Here is a 16,431-nt window from a genome sequence, read left to right on the forward strand (position 1 = left end):
CCAAAGTATCCGGCGTGGGGTTCGGCAAAGTGCTGTGCAAGCCTGCACGGCTTGGGTTCCTCAGTCTGAGATCGCGCTGGCGGCGGGGGTCGATCCAGAGCGCCTTTGCGGCTGCGCGGCAGATCGCATCTTGGAGGGGAAAGGCGCGTCCGACCTCGCCGATCTGAGGCCGAGCAGCCCAGAACTTCGTGCTGCCGTTGCTCAGTGCGTCGCGGAGGACCAGACGGCCGAGACAGGTGCAAGAAAATGATCGATCGATTGGACAACCTCGACGCGTCGTCACAGCAGTTGTGACCTACACCGAGTTTGAGAATAGGGCCGCAGAGCCGAGGAGAGTTGAAGGTGGTCGGAGCTGTTTACGGCCTCGCTACCGGGGAGGTGCGGTGGCAGTGAGAGGGGAAAGAGGCACTGTTGCCGTTCGAACGGCCAAGCCTGTAATACACCGAGTGCCTAGCCGTACTGACCCTGCAAGCTTGCGGCCGAATATCGGGCGTGACTTCATTGAAGGCTACGTCAGCTTGACGGCTCGCACGATCTGCCACGCGGCCAACCCGAGTACGAGCAGGCCAACGGCAATAGTTAGATAACGGGCGGGCGCGAGCCGCGCAACGAAGCCGGCCAGGGGTGCCGCCGCAAGCCCGCCGACGATCAGCCCGACCACTTCGATAGCGTAGGTTCTGACGTCCACTGGAAGGTTGCCGTGAGCAGGGCAGCCAAGAATGCCGACGAAATGGCGCTGGTCACGAAGAACTCCGCGCCGCTCACCGTGCCGACTATCCCGCACGCCCATCAACTGGTATGGACGGCCTGCACCGGCAGCGCGGGTGACAAACTTCAGGAGGAAGTGTGTGATGGCCTCACGCGACATGCCCGGACGCACTCTGCCTGGGGGCTATTCGCTTGCCTTTTTGAAGGGCGACCTGTCGGGGGGGCTGGTGGCGGGCGTGATCGCGCTGCCATTGGCATTGGCGTTCGGCGTTCAATCGGGGCTCGGCGCAGCCGCAGGCCTCTACGGTGCCATCGCGCTTGGGATCCTTGCTGCGGCGCTTGGCGGCACCCGTACGCAGGCATCGGGTCCGACCGGACCGATGACCGTCGTCTCAGCCTCCGTGGTGGCGACGGCTATCGCGACGACCGGCAGCGTGGAAGCGGGGCTGGGCATCGCTCTGCTGGCTTTCCTTTGCGGCGGCATCCTGCAAGTCGTGCTCGGACTTGTTGGCGTCGGTAAGTACGTCAAGTTCTTCCCCTATCCCGTTGTATCAGGCTTCATGAGCGGCGTCGGACTGATCATTATCGTGCTTCAGATCTGGCCGTTCCTCGGATCTGCGTCGCCGAAATCGCCGCTGGAGGTCTTCACCCGCATCGCCGAACCGATCGCCGCCGTGAACTGGAGCGCGGTGATGCTGGGGGCGATCACCGTAGCGGTGTACTATCTGTTCCCGCGTGTGACCAAAGCGGTGCCAAACGTGCTCGTGGCCCTCCTGGTGGGCACGTTGGTCGCTGTTTTCGCGGACCTAGACGTGCCCAATGTGGGTGCAATTCCCAGCGCTATTCCCGGGCTGCAGCTGGACCAGATGTTCTCGGTGTCGCCCGAGCACTATCCGCTCATCATCGGGTTCGGCGTCACCCTGGCACTGCTCGGTTCAATCGATTCCCTGCTGACCTCGGTGATCGCCGATAACATCACCAAGACCAAGCATGACAGCCGGCGCGAACTGATCGGACAAGGCATCGGGAACAGCGTCGCGGCGATCTTCGGTGGCATCCCAGGCGCCGGCGCGACGAAGGGAACGGTGGTCAACATCAACGCTGGCGGAACGACGCGGCTGTCCGGCGTTGTGCATGGCCTGTTCCTGCTGGCCGTGCTCCTCGGGCTCGGCCGGTTCGCCGGCTACATACCCCTAAGCGTTCTCGCCGGGCTCCTGATTCCGGTCGGCCTCTCCATCATAGACTACAAGGGCTTCCGGCATCTCGTCCGGATACCCCGTGCCGACGCCGCCGTGCTGCTCATCGTCATGGGTATGACCGTGTTCGGAAACCTCATCCATGCCGTCGCGATCGGCGTGGTCCTGGCCAGCATTCTGTTCATGAAGAAGATGAGCGACCTGACCGAGGCGAACTCCCATGTCGGCGAACTCACCGATCAGCCTTGGGCCGATGAAGAGAAGGCACTCGACGCCCATCCAGGGCAAATCTACATCAAGCACATGTACGGACCGCTCTTCTTCGGCTCCGCATCGCGGTTCCAGGAGATGGCGAGCACGGTCGACGCGAACGCCGCGCTGCTGGTGATCCGCATGGAAGAGGTTCCCTATGTCGACCAGTCAGGGCTTTACGCACTGGAGCAGGTCGCCTTCGACCTGCGCCAGAAGGGCGCTCAGGTGGCCCTCACAGGCGTTCAGGAACAGCCCCTCGCCATGCTGCGGGACCTGAAGATTGTCCCTGACCTGATCAGCGAGGACATGCTGTTCGCCGACATGGAGTCGGTGAGCGATTGGCTGAAACGCCGCGGGCCGCCGGCCCGCGAAGATGGAGACGCCATCGCCCCCGTTGGAGCGACTTGATCAAAGGAGAAAGCAATGAATACCGCGTCCGAAATAGCCAACGGAGAAAAGCAGGGCCTCGTCGAGGAGGTCCTCACCAAGGAGGAGCAGGCGAGCCTGACGCCGGACAGGGTAATCGCCCTGCTCACGGAGGGTAACGACCGCTTTGTGAGTGGCGAAGTGACGCTCCGCAACCACAACGAACAGATCCGCCGCGCAGTCGCGGGTCAGTATCCGAAGGCGGTGGTGCTGTCCTGTCTCGATTCGAGGATCCCGGTTGAGGATGTGTTCGACCGGGGGATAGGTGACATGTTCGTGGCGCGAGTGGCAGGCAACACCATCAACGTCGACATCCTCGGCAGCATGGAGTTCGCGTGCAAGGTCGCGGGCGCCAAGCTCGTCGTCGTCATGGGTCACGAGCTTTGCGGTGCGGTCATGGGGGCTATCGACGGCGTCCAGATGGGTCATATTACCGCCCTACTGGGTAAGATCCGGCCGGCGACGCTCAGAACGGACGGCTTCGAAGGCGCCCGAACCAGCGCAAATACCGAGTATGTCCGCTGGGTCGCCGAGCAGAACGTCAGGCTGGGGGTCGAGCGCGTGCGCGCCGAAAGCGCCATCTTGGCCGAGATGGAACAGGCTGGAGAAATCAAGATCGTCGGAGCGATGTACGCGATGGAGACTGGCGAGGTCGAGTTCTTGACTGCCTGAATTGTGGCAGGCCGTTCGCGCGGGGTGATGCACTACAGTGCAGTCGTCCGTTCCAGTGCTGCCCTGTTAGTGTCAGGCCACCGGCACAGGCCGCGCGCAAGAACTCGACGTCCGGGCGGGCGAAACAAGCGGCCATGCATTCCTGAGAAGGAGCACAACTGCACCGCTTCGAGTCCCCGCGGCAGATAAATGGGAAAGAACAGAGCAATGTCGAGCTCGGACTAATAGCCTCCGACCTGACCTCCCGCTCGGACCGGACGTTAGGCAGGGCGCAACTTCTCGGAAATGCTCTGATCTTAGCGCATGTTGTCGCAGGAGAAGAGAGGCTGACCGATACGACCCGAGCACGCTTGCATGCGCACAGCTCCCTTCCTCCGATAGGCGAGGCGTCCCATAGCGGTGGAATGAGCGGGAGCGAATGGCGCTTTTGCCCAACAAACCCGTGACACCGTGAAGCGTTAGGAGACAAAGCGGCGTGGACATCGCACTGCTCCTCATCGGAGGTCTGGCGCTGCTCATCGGGGGCGGGGAGCTGCTGGTGCGCGGATCGGTCAGGCTGGCGGAGCAGATGGGCGTGTCGCCCCTGTTAATCGGGCTGACACTGGTCGGCTTCGGCACGTCGACGCCCGAGCTGGTGACCAGCGTACAGGCGGCTCTGATCGGATCGTCCGGCATTGCGGTCGGCAATATTGTCGGATCGAATATCGCCAACATTTTGCTGATCCTCGGCTTATCGGCTGTGATCTTTCCGTTGGCAGTGCAGACGAACGCGTTGAAACGAGATGGTCTGTTCGTGGTTGTGACGGCGCTCATGTTTCTGGTGGTTGGCTGGACGGTAGGGCTGGAGCGTTGGGTCGGCGGCGCCTTCGTGCTCGGTCTTGTGGTCTACATGGCCTACGCGTACCGGCAGGAGCGCACGGTGGCCGCCGTTGCGGGCGACCATACTGCCGCGTTCGAGAAAGCTGAAGCCATTGAAGGCGTCGATTCGGCGCTCCGCCCGGCCGCGCCGCGCGACCGCGGGGCACCATCATGGCTCAAACCTGTGGCCATCGCGATCGTGGGACTGGTGGCGATCATCTTCGGCGGGCGGCTGCTCGTCGACGGCGCGGTCGAACTCGCGCGCGTCCTTGAGCTGTCAGAGGCGTTGATCGGACTCACGATCGTCGCTGTGGGGACTTCGATGCCGGAGCTTGTCACCTCGTTGGTCGCGGCCGTTCGCCGGCAGTCTGACGTCGCGCTCGGCAATGTGCTCGGCTCCAACATCTACAACATACTCGGCATCGGCGGCTTCACTGCTTTGATCGCGCCTACGCCAGTGCCGGAGCGAATTGCCCAGTTTGACATGCCCGCGATGCTCGTCGCCTCCGGGCTGTTAATGCTTTTCGCTTGGACGGGCCGGAAGATCAGCCGTGCCGAAGGCGCTACGTTCTGCGGAATCTATCTGGCCTACGTCGCTTGGATCATTTCTGCCTCGTAAAAGCCCACCCGAGTGGCTCGGGCTCGACGTGCAAGCGCGCTTTCCATTCCGGATACGGCCCGCCGATCCGACCATCACTGTCGAGGAGGTCGCCCAGCAGCTCGCGCCAGGCGCTGATCGTCGAAAATGTCGATCGCACCCCCGGTCTGCGCCAGCGCATCCATTACGGCCTGTTCGAGCGTTGGCGCGCCTTCGAACGGCGCAATCGCAAACAGACCCGATGGGAGATCGGGATGGAGGAATGGGTCTAGACCGGCTGGTTGAGAAGACTCTTTGCGACGCGTAAGCGACCGCTTAGAAGCCTCTCAATGCAAAACCGGAGTGCTCCAGAATCTCTTGTCAAAGACTCCAGCAATTCGTGTCACGCTACAGCAGCGAAGCGAGCCACGGCCCGGCTGATTGTCGTTGCTGGGGAGAGGGGGCGGCGCTCCCTTTCCCCATGCCAGCGCGTCCGCGCCGGCAGGATTCGGCCGAAATCCGCGTCAGAGATTCTCGGTCCCGCCATGTGGATCGTCACCGGCAGGCCGAGACCGTTCGCGGGCTCGGGGAGCGAAGCGAGTAGAGCCACGGTGCCGCGCAGCGGCAGGCGCATCACCGCTCAATCGGGTCGCGCATAAGCGAGCTGCGCCCGCCCGGTATATGCCGGTAGAGCGTCGACGGCTGCACTCCGAGTCGCCGCGATCGAGCGCGAGGTCTTCGAGCTGGTCGGCCTCCGCTTCGCTCAGGTCGCCCAGCGTGAAATTCAGGTGCCGTTTGCGCGCGCCCTCGACGATCGAGAAGCCGCCCGACAGCAACGGCGTCACGGAGCCCGTGTCGATCGGGCGACGCCCCGCGCCCCATTCCTGACCGAGGGCGGGCCGAAACGCCTTTCCAACCATCACGATCCCGGCGCTGATCGGCTGGCCGGTGGGTTGGGTGACGTCGAAATGAAGGTACCGGGCGTTGACCGGCTCGGCGAAGCACCAGATGTTATTTGCGGTGTCGATCGGTCGGCCGACGACGTTGAAACACCGTCCCCAGGCGCGCGGCTTCAACATCCCGTCCCATTCCGCCGGGCCTTCGATCCCGCCCGTGCCCGCGAACCGATCGACCAGCAACGGTCGCTTCAGATCGGCGGTATCGTCAGCCAACGCGATCCGCAGCACGCCGCCATCGACCGACGCGTCCAGCACCTTGCCGACCGTGGCGATCGGCGGGAGGGCGAGATCGGCGTTCTCGGGCCCGATCCGCACCGTGATCGGCGCGTCGGTCCAGATCAGTGAGGCGAGCGTATCCAACGCCGCATTGCTGCCCGGTGCCTATCGCGTCGATATACCTTCGTATATCATAGGAGTTGTTTCGGCCGTTGCTCTCAGGATTTCCGCGCGGTTCATCTGGTAAACTGCGTGTATCAGGCCGAGTTGCTGCCAACCCGTGTCGCGCGGCAAGTCGTCCTCGACGCACCAGCGACATTCAGTGCGACCCATGGCAGGATTGACGTGCCAGTGTGAATGCGGCCGGGGCGCAAGCTGCCGATCCAGCACCTTGGCGGTGCCGGCAGCTGTGGGCTGACGGTGACCGCCAGTCGCATGCGAACGAGAATATACAGGGTTCTTTTGACGCACCGCTGGCGCGCAAAACCCCTGAATGGATGCGAGTTTGAAGATCATGGCTCTCTCCGTGCCGGCCGCAAAGACCACCAGCCCATAGCCGTTGATGATCATTGGCGTTGTCGTCCTGGCTCTCCGCCGTCGCGCAGCAGTCGACGCGACACCTCAATGCGACAGGAGCACCGGCGATGGCGGGTGGGCGATGATGGTCTTCGTCGCGCCACCCAGGATGAAGTCGCGCAGGCGGGAGTGCCCGTAGGCCCCCATCACGAGCAGGTCGATTGCATGCGCGGTCGTATATTCTTTGAGAGCTTGCCCGATCGTCCGCCCGGCGGCCTCTTCCTCCTCCAGGACAACCTCGATGCCATGAAAGGCGAGATGCTTCGCCAGGTCCGCGCTTGAGTGGTTCGTATCAATCGTCTTTTCCTGTGTGATCGTCACCACCCGCACCGTCTTGGCACGCTCCAGGATCGGGAGGGCATCGGCCACCGCCCGTGCCGCGGCCCGGCTGAAATCCCAAGCCACTCCGACGACGTCGAAAGACAAGGAACCACTGCGTTCTGGTACTTCGGGGAGGATAATCGTGGGGCGTCCAGAGCCGAATATCACGCTCTCGGCGACATATTGCTGAAGCGTCGCCTGCTCGCCGATCGGGATCATCGTGATATCGTGCATCCTGGCATGTTCGGTCACGATGGCCGCCAGCTGCGAGGTCGTGCACGACTCGACGATCTGCTCGTGTGGAACGCCGCGCTTCGTCGCCATGCCTTTGAACGTGCTGATCAGAGCCTGGGCATTGGCCGCGCTTTTCTGCCGCTCGGCCGCAACCATTCCCGGGATGTCGAGCAGCGTATTCGCAAGCACGTTACGGGCGGTCGGAATCTCTATTTTGAAAGTGAGCGCTGAGATGCGCGCGTCCAGCGCCCCGGCGAAGACGACAGCTTGCTCGATTGCCGCGGCCGACGTCGGCTCCGGATAGCTGCTCAACTGGAGCAAGGCGTCCTTGAAAGCCATTCTTCTTATCTCCTCAATTGATCTGCTGCTTCACATTGACCGCATCACACGGCTCACCTTGCGTCCGCTTTCATCTTCACCTTGCAAATTCCTTATCCGCGTTTTCCAACGCTGCGATCCGCTCTTCCAAAGCCGGATGCGTTCTGAACAGGCGCATCAGTCCGCCCCGTGCCGTCCCCGAAATGCCGAATGCGGCCATCTTGTCCGGCAGAGACGCCGGCTGCAGCGCCGCCAAACGGCGCAGGGCGGCGATCATGTGCCGCCGGCCGGCGAGCTCGGCGCCACCCCGGTCGGCGCGGAATTCCCGCTGGCGGGAGAACCACAAGACGATGATCGATGCGAGGACGCCAAGCAGTAATTCGGCGACAATCATCGTGACGAAGAAAGCAGGACCGTGACCGCTCTCGGTCCTGAACACCACCCGGTCAACCACATGGCCGATCACCCGCGACAGGAACATGACGAAGGTGTTGACCACGCCCTGGATGAGCGCCATCGTCACCATGTCGCCATTGGCGGCGTGCGACACCTCGTGCCCGAGCACCGCCTCGGCCTCTTCCCGGCTCATCTGCTGCAAGAGGCCAGTCGACACGGCGATGAGGGAGGCATTCTTGCTCATGCCGGGGGCAAAGGCGTTCACCTCCGGCGAGTCGTAGACCGCAACCTCGGGCATCTTGATGCCGGCGACCTGGGCCTGGCGGGCGACGGTTTGCACCAGCCACTGTTCCATCGGCGTCTTCGGTTGGGAGATGACCTGGGCGCCGACCGCACGCTTGGCCGTCCATTTCGAGAGGGCAAGGGAAATGAAGGCGCCGCCGAAGCCGAAGACGGCCGCGAAGATGAGCAAAGCGTTGAGATTGAGGCCCTGTTCGTTGAGGTAGGGTTCGACCCCCAGCAAGCGCAGGGTGATCGACAGCACCAGCACCACGGCCAAATTGGTTGCCAGAAAAAGCGCAATGCGTTTCACCCGGCGCTCCTCACGAAATGTCTGCGACCAGAATCTTCATAGTCCCACGCGCCCAACTCGGCGTAGCGGCGAAGCGATTGACCTCTTGCCGCTGCGCCTGAAGCGCTGATGCTCCACGTCTGCCGTCGTCGTCCGGCCATCCGCGTGGCGCGCACGGCGCTTCCCCTCAGTCGAAAAAGTCTGACAAGAAGGATCTCTTGCGCTTCTTGTGGCCGTAGCTGCGATGATCATCGTCATCGTCGTAGTGGCGTTGCTCACGGATTTCGCGCGACCCGGTCGTGCGGGCTGCAGGCGACGCATCTTCGGTGCTGCGAGCGATGATCTTGTCGAGCTCGCCCCGGTCAAGCCACACTCCGCGGCAGGTCGGGCAATAGTCGATCTCGACGCCTTGTCGGTCGGACAGCACCAACCCGGTCTTGCAGGTCGGACAGGGCATCGCCGCCACAGTTTCCTCGGTTCGCATGGTTCAAACCCTCTCCTGCCGACCGAAGCGGACGAGCAACTGCAGGCGATCCTTCACCGCGAGCCTGAGCTTTTTCAGCCGCAGCAGTCTGATGCCGTCGGGAAAACGCCGCTTGTGCTCGTGTCGAATCGCATCGTCGAGCTGGCCGTGGACGACCGTCAGCTTGTATATCAAAGCACTCATACTCATAGCCTTTCTCCGGTTGGTTGTTTGAGATGTGGTCCTCGCGGTACTCCTCGCCAAATTCCTACTGAGCCGGAACCGTCAAACGAATCTCCACACGCTCCTCCACCTGGCGGAACAGCAAGAGATCGATTGACTCTTGGTCGCGCTTGAAGCGGTGATGTTCGGCCTCGGGCGATCCATTCACCACCTCATGGGCGTATCCTGCGGCCGCGAAGCCTTGAACGTAGTGCGCTCGCACGGCCTCAAAAGCGGCGCGCCCGGCATAGCGGACCTCGACCGTCTTCTCCCCGCGCGCGAAATAGCTGCGCACCAGGCCGGGAAAGCGCGGCACGGGCCCCGCATCGGTGCCGCTGACGTCGCTCGCCGGCGGGTTTTCCGCGAGATCCGGCACCCACTGTCCGATCTGTTCTTTCAGGCCTGGCACCACCTGTTCGATCTGCGTCGCCGCATCGTTGGCAAGGCGCCTGCCTGCCTCGGTTGCCGTCGGAAACTGCCCCCACAACCAGGACAGCAACGCGATCCCGGCCCAGGTCACCAGACCGAGGATCCCGACAACGGCGGCAACCAGGATCAGCCAGGTGCGCGCCCGCACCTTGCTCAAAGCCGAGACGGCCAGCGCCGAAAACCGATGCTTATGGAGGGGGCTGCGCATCACCGCCTCACGAAGCCCGTTCACTGAAGGTGTCGCGCACGCGCCGCAGGCGGCGCCCCAGAGTCCGCTTGGCCCGATCCGCGGCGCGATTCACCGCGACATGAAAGTCCGCCTCTGTCTCCTCGATGACGATATCTGACCGCCCGTTCAGCCGAACGCGCAGACTGCAGCGCTTGTCTATGCCGCCCTTCGGTCCGTTGATATCGGACAAGACTACGGCAACGCCGCGAATGTGCTCTGGAAATTGCGACAGTGCGAATGCCAGCCGATATTCCACATGCTCACGCAGCTCCTCTGTGAGGTCCGCGTTACGCACTTGAATCGCGATTCTCATCATTCCTCCATCCACCAGCCGAGTTCGCGCAGTATCTAGGCTTGATCGATCATCAAAAAAAGCAGATAATCCGGTGTGTTTCAGTCGAAAAAAACTGCTGATTGGATTGGCCGGCCGTGTTGAATTACAAGCAGCTGCACTATTTCTGGAAGGTCGCGAAGGCCGGCAGCATTGCGCGCGCCGCCGAGCAGCTGCGTCTGGCGCCGCAGACCATCAGCGCCCAGATCGGCACGCTGGAGGAAGCGCTCGGAACCGAGCTGTTCCGCCGCGCCGGGCGGCGGTTGGAATTGACTGCGGCGGGGCAGTTGACCCTTTCCTACGCCGACGAGATCTTCCAGATCGGAAGAGAGCTGGAGGAGACGGTGCGCAACCGCCCCGGCCGCAGCGACATGCTCTTACGGGTAGGGGTGGCGGACGTCGTGCCGAAGTCGATGGCCTATCACCTGCTCGCTCCGGCACTGACTAGTGCCGGGCGTGTGCGGTTGATCTGCCGGGAAGACAAGCTGGATCGGCTGTTCGCGGAACTCGCCATCCACAAGATGGATCTCGTGATCGCCGACCGGCCGCTGCCCTCCGAACTGGGGGTGAAAGGCTACAGCCACGCTCTCGGGCGCACACCGATCGCCTTCTATGCCGTGCGCCCACTAGTCGCACGCTATCGGAAGGATTTTCCACGATCCCTCCACGGCGCCCCCATGCTCATCCCGAGCGATGGCGCAACCATGCGGGGGGCGCTTACGCGGTGGTTCAGTGAACATCAGATCGAACCGCGCATTGTCGGCGAGTTCGACGACACCGCGCTGATGAAGGCCTTCGGCAAGGCGGGTGCTGGTATTTTCCCTGCACCGACAGTACTGGCCGACGAGATTCGCAGCCAATATGAAGCTGAAATCATCGGCCGCGCCGACAGCGTCGCAGCAAAATATTACGCCATCTCCATCGAACGCAAACTGACCCATCCGGCCGTCGTGGCGATCAGCGAAGCAGCGAAGACGGAACTGTTCGTCGACGACAAGCGCTAGCCCCTGTCTCGTCTCAAGCGGATCGCTCGCCGCAATCGCCCACGACGAAGACAAAGATAGATGCGGTCAAGCCCGGCGAGCGCCTTTGCGAGAGGGTTGGGCGTGCGCTCGTCTTCCGGTCACCATCCCGATCAGTCCGGCGATGGTGCAATGGCTTTCGACCGGATGCCGGAGGAACAAGTTGTCATGGACGAGGTAGCGATTGGCGCGACCTTCACGCATGCGGCTGAGATACCCTGCCTCCTCCAATTCGGCGACGATGCGCTGCACGGCGCGCTCCGTGATGCCGACCCGGACTGCAACCTCGCGCATTCTCGCTGCCGGCTTCTCGACCAGGCAGAGCAGCACATGGGCGTGGTTGGTCAGAAAGGTCCAGCTGGCAGAGGAGGTATCAGATTTGGAGTTTGCCATTGCCTGCATCCGCGAGAGCCCCTATAAGGAAAGTGCGAAACTGATTTCGTGTCTTTTATATCGTGTTATGAAGTTCGTATGTAGGGGCAATAACGGTTAATCATGTCCTGGTCACCCGTGTCCGGAAGGCGATGGCGCGACCTGACCGGGTCATACCGCCAGACGCATACGAACCGCCCGACGCCAGAGGGGCAATCAAGGAGTGCTGCCGGTGTCAGACTTCGCCAACTGCTTCTTGCTCCTGGTCCGGTCCAGTGATGACGTTCCCCGCGCTTGCCGGGAGGCGGGAGAGTTTCTGGCATTTCAGCGCGCGCGGCTCCCGACAGTGCATGCGCAACAGGACCGGCGGTTGGTCGGAGTATGGATAGACCCCGTGATGGTGGACGCGCTGCCTGAAATATGCGGCGTGGGCTTGGCTTCTCGCGCGTGCCAATTCCAGATTCGCGAAAGCGTCGGCGTGAGTGGAATATGGTGCCTGTGCTGGGTTGATGCTGATCATGCAAGGAAATCATCCGACCTCGTTACGACACGCAAAACACTGGTGTCAGCCCTGATCGAGGAGCAGGCGCCACACCAACAGCCCAGGACTCTGCAGTTTATTCCTGTCTTCGATGCGGACGACAACTGCCGTTCTGCTTTGCTTCATACCGAGCGGCTGCGAGAGTTGTTCCCGGGCCTGATCGGTCAACCCTTGACGTGGAACACAGCGACTGGAGCGTGGGAGGCGCTCACTGGACCTGCCGAACGCGACCGAGCACTTTGAATTCCTTTCTCACATCTTGACCAGCATACAATAGGAAGCGTCCTTGTGGATACGTTGCTCCAGCTTGCCATCGGCAACCTCCTGTCACCGATGGTGCTGTTCTTCGCCTTAGGTGTCGCCGCCGGCTGGCTCAAATCCGATCTCGCCATCCCCGAGCCAATCAGCAAGGGCCTGTCGCTCTACCTGATGCTGGCGATCGGCTTCAAGGGCGGCGTTGAGCTCGCTACCAACGGCGTGGCCGGCACAGTCGCGGTCGCGATGGCCCTGGCGCTCGTGCTCAGTTTCAGCCTGCCTGTTCTTGCTTATGCCTTGCTCCGCACCGCTACACGGCTCGATATTCCGAACGCGGCCGCCGTCGCGGCGCACTACGGTTCCGTCAGCATTGTGACCTTCGTCGCGGCGACCGGCTTTCTGGGATACCGTGCCATACCTTACGAGGGCTACGTGGTGGCAATGCTCGCCCTCATGGAGACGCCGGCCATCGTGACCGGCCTTCTACTTGCTCGTCGCTCTAGCGCCGCCGCGCCGACCACGTCGAGCGCGCCTTTCTTTTCGAGAGAAGTCGCCCGCGAGGTGTTCCTGAGCGGCGGCGTCGTGTTGCTCGGCGGCAGTCTGGCGATCGGCTGGATCACTGGTGACAATGGCATGACCGTTATGGCGCCGGCCATCGTCGATCCGTTCAAGGCCGTGCTTGCCGTCTTCCTTCTCGACATGGGCTTGCTTGTCGGACGCCGACTGCACGACTTCAGAGCGGTGGGCTGGCCGGTGGTGGCGTTCGGCCTTTATATGCCTCTCATCGGAGCCTTAATCGGGCTGTTCGCATCCCATGCCATCGGCCTCTCTCTCGGCGGCATGACGCTTGTCGCCGTGCTCGCGGCCAGCGCTTCCTATATCGTGGTTCCCGCGGCGATGCGCCTCTCATTGCCGCAGGCCAATCCGGCGATCTATGTCCCCCTGTCCTTGGCCGTAACGTTCCCGTTCAACCTGATCGTCGGAATCCCACTCTACCACGCGGCCGCACAATGGATTGCAGGCATGTGAAGCAAGAGGAACATCCCTATGGTGCAGCTCTACCGGAAGAAGAGGATCGATATTGTCGTGGAGGCCGCGCGCGCCCGCGCGATCATCGAGATGATCGAGGCGGTCGGCGCCAAGGGCTACACCATCGTGCCCGACGTCTCCGGCCGCGGCAACCGCGGCGTCCGAGATGAAGGACATCTCTCGGACGTGTTCCGCAACATGCTCATCATCGTCATCGTTGCCGAAGAGATCGCGAACCTGATCGTCGAACAATCGCAGCCGCTCCTCGAAAACTACGCCGGGATCGTGGTGGTTTCCGACGTCGAGGTTATTCGCGACGAGCATTTCTAAGCAAGCAGTGGCAGGGCATCCCTTCCAAATGCGCCACGTCTGACCACTCAAGTGGATGGTAGGCCGTTCGCGGCAAGCACCTCTCCGGCAAGATAGAGCGAACCGGTGATGAGGATTCGCGGTGCCGGATCGAGGCCAAGCGCGGTGATGGCGGCAATCGCTTCCGCGATGCTGTCGCGGGTCTCCGCCGAAATGCCGATGCCGCGAGCTATATGCGCGATCTCCTCGCTTGGCAAAGCCGTGTCCTGCCGGACTGTCACTGCGATGACGGTACGGGTAAGGCCGGCGAAGTTCATGAGAAAGCCTTGGCAGTCCTTGTTCGCGAGCATGCCGACGACGAGTATGAGCGGCCGCGAGACGCGCCTATCAAGATCGGCCAGAGCGTTCGCCACCGCAAGGCCGCCGTCAGGGTTGTGGCCGCCATCCAGCCATAGTTCAGCGCCTTCCGGCGCGAGTTCTACGAGCCGGCCACGGGCGAGGCGCTGCATGCGAGCTGGCCATTCGACGCTGGTGAGCCCCTGCTCAATGGCTGTGTCCGGAATCCTGAGCGCATGAATGCAGCGTAGCGTTGCTATCGCCGTGCCTGCGTTATCGAGCTGATGACGGCCAACCAGACGCGGCGCAGGCAGCTCCATGATTCCGTTGCCGTCCCGAAAGACCATGCGGTCGCGATCAGGCGTCGCTCTCCAGTGCTTGCCACCAATCCGCAGCGGCGTGCGGAGACGCTCGGCGTGTCGTTCGATCACCGTGAGCGCCTGCTGCGACTGCGGTGCGATTATCGCCGGCACACCGCGTTTGAGAATGCCCGATTTCTCCGCCGCGATCAGCTCGATCGTATCGCCCAGAAATTCGTGATGGTCATGCGAGACAGAAGTGATTACGGTCGCGAGCGCGCAGTCGACCACGTTCGTCGCGTCGAGCCGTCCACCCAGGCCTACTTCAAGCAGAAGCACATCGGCGGGATTGCGTGCAAAGAGCAGAAAAGCCGCCGCCGTGGTGATCTCAAAGAAGGTGATCGGATCGCCGGCATTCAAGCGTTCGCAGGTCGCAAGGGCATCCGCCAGTTCGTCATCCTCAACCAGCACGCTGCCACCCAGCCGTGCAAGACGGACGCGCTCGTTGAAGCGAACCAGATGCGGCGAGGTGTAAACATGTACGCCGAACCCAGCCGCTTCCAAGATCGCACGCAGAAATGCAACGGTCGAACCCTTGCCGTTGGTGCCGGCAACATGAATCACCGGCGGCAGGCGGCGCTCAGGATGGCCAAGCCGGCCAAGAAGGCACCACATGCGGTCGAGCGAGAGATCGATCCGCTTGGGATGGAGCGCGAGCAAGCGCGCAAGGACGACATCAACTGCAACCACTCTGAATCACACTCGCCCGCCAATTAACGAATTAACAGGTCCTGAGCCTAGCGCGAATTCTTCATTGACCTTGACCAAGTGAGAAACCTGGCTCCCCATCAAAATTGTAAAGATGCTCAGTCTTGATGAAGTCGACACCCGTATAGGTGAGATTCTTGAGCAGTTCCACGATCATCGCTTTGTTGAATTGCTTGCTCGGCCGCGCGAGATAGCGACAGCGCCAGTGGTCGGTGCAGAAGGTCTCGGGCAGACCATCCGGCCAGACCTTGACGCCCCGATTGGTAATCATGGTGAGCGCGAACAATTCGTTGGTCGCCGCCTGCATATCGCGGGCGAGTTCGTCCACGGGCTTGGTTGCATGGACGAAGACGTCTATCCCGACCAATTCCTTCTTAGCCGGCTTCTTTGGCCGGGCCTGCGGCACGGCGAAAGGCTTTGACGCAGCGCCAGGCGCGACACTGCGCAACGTCTTCGGCGTATGGTCAAGCCGCTCGATCACGGCCTCGGCAAAGGCTGCTGTGCCGACCTTCTGCTTGGATACGCCTTCCTTGAAAACATCATAGGTATGAATGCCGTCTTCGATCGTCTTGAGCCAGGCATTGTGCACGCGTCTGGCCACCTCGGTTTGGCCGATATGCGCCAGCATCATGACACCGGCTAAGAGAAGGCCGGAGGGGTTGGCCACATCCTGGCCGGCTCGCCGCGGTGCGCTGCCGTGGATCGCTTCAAACATGGCGCATTGCTCGCCGATGTTGGCCGACGGCGCGAGGCCGACGGAGCCTGCGATCTGGGCGGCTACATCGCTCAGAACATCGCCATAGAGATTGGGCATAACGATCACGTCGAAGGCCTGCGGCGTATCCGCCAGTTTCGCTGCGCCGATGTCGACGATCCAGTGCTCGTTCTCGATACCGGGATAGTCAGCGGCGATTTCGTCGAAGACCGTGTGGAACAGGCCGTCGGTCATCTTCATGATGTTGTCTTTCGTGAAGCAGGTGACCTTCCGGCGGCCGTGCGCGCGCGCGTACTCGAAAGCGTACCGGACGATCTTCTCGCAACCCGGCCGCGAGATCAGCTTCAGGCACTGGTAGACCTCGTCGGTCTGCCGATGCTCGATGCCCGCATATAGATCCTCCTCATTCTCGCGAATGATGACCACATCCATGCCGGGATGCTTCGTCGCGATAAAGGGTTGATAGGCGACGCAGGGCCGGACGTTGGCGAACAGGCCGAGGGTCTTGCGCACCGTCACGTTGAGGCTCTTGTAGCCGCCGCCCTGCGGCGTCGTGATCGGCGCCTTGTAGAAGACCCTGGTGCGCCGCAGGCTATCCCAGGCTTCCGGTCCGATCCCGGAGGTGTTGCCTGAAAGATAGAGGCGCTCTCCGATATCGATCGGTTCGATGGCGATGTTCGCGCCGGCCCGAATCAGGACCTTGAGGCTGGCTTTCATGATCTCCGGCCCGATGCCGTCACCGAAGGCGACTGTGACCGGAACGGCGCCATGCCTCCCGGACGGGTTCTCCAAGTCGGTAAGGCCTTCCAACATGAGCCGAGTGCTCATCAT

Annotated in this window: 19 protein-coding genes; 7 read left to right on the forward strand and 12 right to left on the reverse strand. The window is 62.2% G+C overall.

Annotation, left to right across the window (positions count from 1 at the left end):
- Positions 1–508: 508 nt before the first annotated feature.
- Positions 509–868, reverse strand: a complete 360-nt coding sequence (locus FZF13_RS29150; RefSeq protein ID WP_150978944.1) for a hypothetical protein — start codon at positions 866–868, stop codon at positions 509–511.
- Between FZF13_RS29150 and FZF13_RS07765 the strand changes: the two genes are divergently transcribed.
- From FZF13_RS07765 to FZF13_RS07775, 3 genes are all read left to right on the forward strand, one after another.
- Positions 852–2,564, forward strand: a complete 1,713-nt coding sequence (locus FZF13_RS07765; protein WP_206078111.1) for a SulP family inorganic anion transporter — start codon at positions 852–854, stop codon at positions 2,562–2,564. The two genes, FZF13_RS29150 and FZF13_RS07765, sit on opposite strands and share 17 nt — an antisense overlap.
- A 15-nt stretch (positions 2,565–2,579) precedes the next feature.
- Positions 2,580–3,254: a carbonic anhydrase family protein gene (locus FZF13_RS07770; protein WP_150978945.1), complete on the forward strand. Its 675-nt coding sequence runs from the start codon at positions 2,580–2,582 to the stop codon at positions 3,252–3,254.
- A 475-nt stretch (positions 3,255–3,729) separates the two neighbouring features.
- The gene (locus FZF13_RS07775; protein ID WP_150978946.1) at positions 3,730–4,731 is read left to right on the forward strand and encodes a calcium/sodium antiporter; all 1,002 of its coding nucleotides are present in this window, start codon (positions 3,730–3,732) and stop codon (positions 4,729–4,731) included.
- 482 nt (positions 4,732–5,213) lie between these two features.
- Here the strand turns inward: FZF13_RS07775 and FZF13_RS07780 are convergent, their stop codons facing one another.
- The 8 genes from FZF13_RS07780 to FZF13_RS07815 all read right to left on the reverse strand — a co-directional run bounded on the left by FZF13_RS07780 (position 5,214) and on the right by FZF13_RS07815 (position 9,939).
- On the reverse strand, positions 5,214–6,008 hold the full coding sequence (locus FZF13_RS07780) for a hypothetical protein (RefSeq protein ID WP_150978947.1): 795 nt from the start codon (positions 6,006–6,008) through the stop codon (positions 5,214–5,216).
- A gap of 21 nt (positions 6,009–6,029) precedes the next feature.
- Entirely contained in the window at positions 6,030–6,434 is a 405-nt protein-coding gene (locus FZF13_RS07785; protein ID WP_150978948.1) for a hypothetical protein, read from the reverse strand.
- Positions 6,435–6,485: 51 nt separating this feature from the next.
- The gene (locus FZF13_RS07790; RefSeq protein ID WP_150978949.1) at positions 6,486–7,334 is read right to left on the reverse strand and encodes a universal stress protein; all 849 of its coding nucleotides are present in this window, start codon (positions 7,332–7,334) and stop codon (positions 6,486–6,488) included.
- A 76-nt stretch (positions 7,335–7,410) separates the two neighbouring features.
- Entirely contained in the window at positions 7,411–8,301 is an 891-nt protein-coding gene (gene htpX / locus FZF13_RS07795; protein ID WP_150978950.1) for a protease HtpX, read from the reverse strand.
- Positions 8,302–8,467: 166 nt separating this feature from the next.
- Complete coding sequence (locus FZF13_RS07800) at positions 8,468–8,764, reverse strand: TFIIB-type zinc ribbon-containing protein (RefSeq protein WP_047558503.1); 297 nt, start codon at positions 8,762–8,764, stop codon at positions 8,468–8,470.
- A gap of 3 nt (positions 8,765–8,767) precedes the next feature.
- Positions 8,768–8,947, reverse strand: a complete 180-nt coding sequence (locus FZF13_RS07805; RefSeq protein WP_047558881.1) for a DUF465 domain-containing protein — start codon at positions 8,945–8,947, stop codon at positions 8,768–8,770.
- 64 nt (positions 8,948–9,011) lie between these two features.
- Positions 9,012–9,602, reverse strand: a complete 591-nt coding sequence (locus tag FZF13_RS07810; protein WP_052224914.1) for a hypothetical protein — start codon at positions 9,600–9,602, stop codon at positions 9,012–9,014.
- Positions 9,603–9,609: 7 nt separating this feature from the next.
- Entirely contained in the window at positions 9,610–9,939 is a 330-nt protein-coding gene (locus tag FZF13_RS07815; protein WP_206078112.1) for an HPF/RaiA family ribosome-associated protein, read from the reverse strand.
- A 113-nt stretch (positions 9,940–10,052) separates the two neighbouring features.
- On the opposite strand from FZF13_RS07815, the gene nhaR reads away from it, so the two are divergent.
- Entirely contained in the window at positions 10,053–10,958 is a 906-nt protein-coding gene (gene nhaR / locus FZF13_RS07820) for a transcriptional activator NhaR (RefSeq protein WP_047558889.1), read from the forward strand.
- A 66-nt stretch (positions 10,959–11,024) separates the two neighbouring features.
- Here nhaR and FZF13_RS07825 read toward each other — a convergent pair whose 3' ends face one another.
- Positions 11,025–11,369, reverse strand: coding sequence for a helix-turn-helix transcriptional regulator (locus FZF13_RS07825; protein ID WP_052224931.1), 345 nt, complete (start codon positions 11,367–11,369; stop codon positions 11,025–11,027).
- A 373-nt stretch (positions 11,370–11,742) separates the two neighbouring features.
- On the opposite strand from FZF13_RS07825, the gene FZF13_RS07830 reads away from it, so the two are divergent.
- The 3 genes from FZF13_RS07830 to FZF13_RS07840 are packed head-to-tail and all read left to right on the forward strand — an operon-like array spanning position 11,743 to position 13,503.
- Complete coding sequence (locus FZF13_RS07830; protein ID WP_150978951.1) at positions 11,743–12,132, forward strand: hypothetical protein; 390 nt, start codon at positions 11,743–11,745, stop codon at positions 12,130–12,132.
- Positions 12,133–12,177: 45 nt separating this feature from the next.
- Positions 12,178–13,173, forward strand: coding sequence for a sodium-dependent bicarbonate transport family permease (locus FZF13_RS07835; protein ID WP_047558509.1), 996 nt, complete (start codon positions 12,178–12,180; stop codon positions 13,171–13,173).
- Positions 13,174–13,191: 18 nt separating this feature from the next.
- Complete coding sequence (locus tag FZF13_RS07840) at positions 13,192–13,503, forward strand: P-II family nitrogen regulator (protein WP_047558512.1); 312 nt, start codon at positions 13,192–13,194, stop codon at positions 13,501–13,503.
- 47 nt (positions 13,504–13,550) lie between these two features.
- Here FZF13_RS07840 and FZF13_RS07845 read toward each other — a convergent pair whose 3' ends face one another.
- Complete coding sequence (locus FZF13_RS07845) at positions 13,551–14,867, reverse strand: bifunctional folylpolyglutamate synthase/dihydrofolate synthase (RefSeq protein ID WP_047558514.1); 1,317 nt, start codon at positions 14,865–14,867, stop codon at positions 13,551–13,553.
- Positions 14,868–14,928: 61 nt separating this feature from the next.
- Complete coding sequence (locus FZF13_RS07850) at positions 14,929–16,431, reverse strand: NADP-dependent isocitrate dehydrogenase (protein ID WP_343039656.1); 1,503 nt, start codon at positions 16,429–16,431, stop codon at positions 14,929–14,931.

The sequence above is a fragment of the Mesorhizobium terrae genome, assembly GCF_008727715.1.
In the GTDB taxonomy this organism is placed as follows: domain Bacteria; phylum Pseudomonadota; class Alphaproteobacteria; order Rhizobiales; family Rhizobiaceae; genus Mesorhizobium; species Mesorhizobium terrae.